Genomic DNA, 3,376 nt, shown 5'->3' with positions numbered 1-3,376 from the left:
GCCAATTCAATGACCTATGACTTCAAAGAAGAGCGATATCTAAAAATTATTGATCCGTTAACAAATGATCATCACATATATTATGAATAATAAACTCGAAAAAAAATTACTTTATATAAAAGCAAAAGAATATGTTAGCCAATTAAAAGGAATTGAATCATTTACAATTTCATATGTTAATGATGAAGATTTTGTTTGGTATAAAAAACAGCTTAAACTTTTTTTCAAGATTGATCAAATTGATAGTCTAATAACATTAGAGCATCCAATTAGCAAAAAAGAGCTAATTGAAATTATCAATAAAATTTTGAAAAATAAGACTTTTTCAAAATGCATTCAACTATTTGAAGAAAAAATTGCTATTCATTTAAATATTAATAATTTAGATGATTTTTTAAATAGTATATTTAGATACAATCAAACTTTTGATTTATCATTATTGTTTTTAGAACCTGAAAGGATACTGGTTATTAATGATGATGAATATGAAGTACATCTTCATTATTGTATAAACAATTAGAAATATGCAGTTAGGGCACACTAAAAGAGCTGACTAACGAAAACGACGAAATCGTCTGGGAATGCAGCTATCAACTTTGGGGTAAGCGGATTCATGAAATCGAACACGAATCAGTAGAGCAAAACCTCAGATATCAGGGACAATATTTAGACAGAGAAACTGGCTTACATTACAATACTTTCAGGTATTATGATCCGGATATAGGTAGATTTACCCAGCCAGACCCGATTGGGTTGCTGGGTGGGTTTAATCTGTATCAGTATGCATTTAATTCTCTAATGTGGATTGATCCATTAGGATTAGCACCATGTGCTAAAGTAAGTGAGTTTGATCGTATAAAAAGTGGTAAAGTCTATAGAGTTATTAGACAAGATGAAAACATATCTTCTGGATTGTTTTCACTAAACCCAAATAATATAAAAACGGTTGCAGGACATGTAACATCAGGAAGTCGTTCTCCATCTCAGTTTATATCTGCAACCAAAGATTTAAGTATCGCTGAAAAATGGGCTAGTAAAACTGGAAATAGAATAGTTGAAATAGACTTGAGTAAAATTTCGGGTGGGGCAATTGATATATCTTCTACTAAAGGTCTTGACCTCTTAGGTAATCAATTTGCAAGACGATTAGCTAAAGGTTCTTCGGAGGTGCTATTTGACGCACCTATTCCAGCAAATGCAATAAAACTAATTAATTAGGTATTTTATGAAAATTATAAATTCTGATGTTAATGAAAAGATTATCGGTGTAGTTGAAAAAATTAGATTACTAGATAAGTTAGATGAACAAACAATGAATGATCTCTATACTTCACTGGATGAGATGGTAACTAATTATAAAGAAAAAAATTTTATTTCAAAGGAATTAGCATATAATCTTTTAGTCCTGCATGACAATTTAGAAGGTGCTTTAAACTTTGGTTCTTATGAAGACATGGAGTATATAAGTAATATTAATTCAAAAGTAAGCGAATATATTGAAAAAATATTTCTAAGTTAAAAAGAAAAACTGAAATTAAATCAGGATGACTAATGGTACTAACACTATGACGCCCTTGGCAGATGCATTGAAAAACGGAAGTTAGACCGCGAAGGTTAACCGTACAACCGTACCCGCTTTCTATGGGACGGCTTAAGAATGATTCAGGAAACCGACCCGAATCACCCCACCAGCCTGTATATCTATACAGGCCAGAACAGCTACGAACCACTGGCGCGGATAGACACAGACGGCAACCAAGAACAACATATCCGCTACTTCCACACCGACCTGAACGGCTGCCCAGAAGAACTAACCGATGCCAACGGCGAATTACTGTGGGAATGTAGCTTTCAGCTATGGGGAAAACGGATTCATGAAATCGCACACGAATCAGTAGAACAAAACCTCAGATATCAGGGGCAATATTTAGACAGAGAAACCGGCTTACATTACAATACTTTCAGGTATTATGATCCGGATATAGGCCGCTTTACTCAGCCGGATCCGATTGGTTTAGCTGGTGGTTTGAATCTGTATCAGTATGCGCCTAATGGGTTGACTTGGACTGATTCATTAGGACTAAGCGGTGAAAATGTATTTATACATTATACGAATCTAGCAGGATTAGAAGGAATCCAAAATACTGGTATAATAGAAAAAAATACAAAAGGTAAGGTTTACATTACTGATATTTTAATGCCCCCAAAAGATGTAATGACTAATATTTTCTTAGATCAAGCAACTCATTCAGGAAGAGGGGATTATGCAATAGTTTTTAAAGTTAACGAAGCACAAATGGCCAATATAAAAAGGTCATCAGAATTAGAGTTCTATCATACAGGTAAAATTAAATTAGAAAGCTCTCAAATAATTCATATAGGTAAAAATCCTTATGGAAGATTTAATAGCCTAAAATATGATAAAAGACTTAAAATGATGCAGAATCAACTAAAAGCTAGAGGAAGTTGTTAACATGAGTAATACTACAGAAAAATGTTTAGTTTTAAAACAAAGCGAAATCAACGCTTTGAAAAAACTTATTATGTACATTAAATTTTCATGTGAAGAAACAGAATCGCTATTATATGCAGGTAGCCCACTAATTAACAATATATTTGATAAATTATTGGAAATTGATGATTTTAAAGAAGAATCTAAAAATTTTTATAAACAGGAAGATGTTACTAATGAGCAATTTATACGTAAAAAAATACAAAAAGATCAGGATGAAACGTTAAACAAAGCAGATGAAGACTTGAAATTAGAATTGTTTAAAGCATGCTTACATCCTTTCTCTTTAAGTAAAGATTTTTAAATAAAATATCATTTTAGCTGTTACTATTCCCTAAAATAGTACAGCCCAAAAGTAAAAAAATCCTCTGGTTTAATGATTCAATGGTTGAGGAAATTAATTCGAACATTAAATTTATAAAGATTCTTTAATAAATGCTGACGGTAAATATGAAATACTCCTTAATATAAGGCGTATTTAAGTTCTAATATCAACACGCAAATAGTAACTAAACTTCAAGGCCTATTTAATCTTCCTTCTAAGCCCCGGAGAGACTCATGACTCTTGATGATGAAATAAAAATGAAACTTTCGCAATTATCAGAACCACCAGAGCTGGTTGATAATTGGGAAAATATTGCACATAAATTATCTAATTCTTTTGACTGGAAAGGAACAAAAATTGATTGGTCAAAAACTCTTAAACACAAAAGCAAGCAACTTTTTGGAAGTTATTCCAATTGGTTATACACAATAAGAAAATTTATTGAAGATAATGATATATCTACTAAAATTAGAGAAAGCGGGGATATTTACTATATAAATGATTCATCTTTAAATTTTGCAGTACATTTAAAATTTAAT

At 31.6% G+C, this 3,376-nt stretch carries 6 protein-coding genes; all 6 read left to right on the top strand.

Annotation, left to right across the window (positions count from 1 at the left end):
- The first annotated feature begins 82 nt into the window (after positions 1-82).
- Positions 83-520 (top strand): hypothetical protein, encoded by a 438-nt coding sequence (locus tag BGI33_RS11315; protein ID WP_143557171.1) that lies wholly within the window; start codon positions 83-85, stop codon positions 518-520.
- Positions 521-549: 29 nt separating this feature from the next.
- Positions 550-1,218, top strand: a complete 669-nt coding sequence (locus BGI33_RS14020; RefSeq protein ID WP_100089934.1) for an RHS repeat domain-containing protein — start codon at positions 550-552, stop codon at positions 1,216-1,218.
- 7 nt (positions 1,219-1,225) lie between these two features.
- Entirely contained in the window at positions 1,226-1,519 is a 294-nt protein-coding gene (locus tag BGI33_RS11305; RefSeq protein ID WP_025315306.1) for a hypothetical protein, read from the top strand.
- 138 nt (positions 1,520-1,657) lie between these two features.
- Complete coding sequence (locus BGI33_RS11300) at positions 1,658-2,473, top strand: RHS repeat domain-containing protein (RefSeq protein ID WP_180296976.1); 816 nt, start codon at positions 1,658-1,660, stop codon at positions 2,471-2,473.
- Between the two features lies 1 nt (position 2,474).
- Positions 2,475-2,816 carry a hypothetical protein gene (locus BGI33_RS11295; RefSeq protein ID WP_100090607.1) on the top strand — a complete coding sequence of 114 codons (342 nt, stop codon included), beginning with the start codon at positions 2,475-2,477 and terminating at the stop codon, positions 2,814-2,816.
- Positions 2,817-3,070: 254 nt separating this feature from the next.
- Positions 3,071-3,376, top strand: a 306-nt coding sequence (locus BGI33_RS11290; protein ID WP_100091293.1) for a type IV secretion protein Rhs, incomplete at its 3' end; no start/stop codon positions are given.

Source organism: Snodgrassella alvi, assembly GCF_002777425.1.
In the GTDB taxonomy this organism is placed as follows: Bacteria; Pseudomonadota; Gammaproteobacteria; order Burkholderiales; family Neisseriaceae; genus Snodgrassella; species Snodgrassella alvi_B.
This window is presented reverse-complemented; position numbering and strand designations above follow the sequence as displayed.